Genomic DNA, 772 nt, shown 5'->3' with positions numbered 1-772 from the left:
CACGAGCGCCTACTTGCCGAAGTATAGGTAAAGCTTGGTCGTAGTAATTGAGTGCCTTTTGTTTTTCTCCTAAGCTATCGTAGACAGTGCCAATATTATTAAGAGTCGTTGCTTCCGTAGCACGAGCGCCTACTTGCCGAAGTATAGGTAAAGCTTGGTCGTAGTAATTGAGTGCTGTTTGTTTTTCTCCTAAGTCATTGTAGACAGAGCCAATATTATTGAGAGTTGTTGCTTCCGTAGCACGAGCGCCTACTTCCTGAAGTATAGGTAAAGCTTGCTGATAGTATGAGAGAGCTGTTTGTTTTTCTCCTAAGTTACTGTATACAAGGCCAATATTATTAAGAGTCGTTGCTTCTGTAGCACGAGCGCCTACTTGCCGAAGTATAGGTAAAGCTTGCTCGTAGTAATTGAGAGCTGTTTGTTTTTCCCCTAAGTCATCATAGACAGTGCCAATATTATTGAGAGTGTTTGCTTCCCCACGAATATCCTCTACTTGCCGATATATAGGTAAAGCTTGCTCGTAGTAATTGAGAGCTGTTTGTTTTTCTCCTAAGTCACTGTAGACAATGCCAAGATTATTGAGAGTTGCTGCTTCCCCACTCCGATCGCCTACTTGCCGAAGTATAGGTAAAGCTTGCTCGAAGTAATTGAGTGCCTTTTGTTTTTCTCCTAAGCTATGGTAGACAGCACCAATATTATTGAGAGTGTTTGCTTCCCCACGAATATCCTCTACTTCCCGTCTGAGAGGTAAAGCTTGCTGGTAGTAATTGAG

General features: G+C 42.5%; 1 protein-coding gene. It reads right to left on the bottom strand.

Features of this window, described 5'->3' with window-relative positions:
• On the bottom strand, nucleotides 1-772 hold a 772-nt coding region (locus tag ACP6PK_RS17645), incomplete at both ends, for a tetratricopeptide repeat protein (protein ID WP_426561272.1).

It is taken from the genome of Dapis hubbardiae BLCC-M172 (assembly GCF_050016015.1).
In the GTDB taxonomy this organism is placed as follows: Bacteria; Cyanobacteriota; Cyanobacteriia; order Cyanobacteriales; family Microcoleaceae; genus Trichodesmium.
Note: the sequence above shows the minus strand (reverse complement) of the source record. Positions and strands in the feature narration are given on the sequence as shown.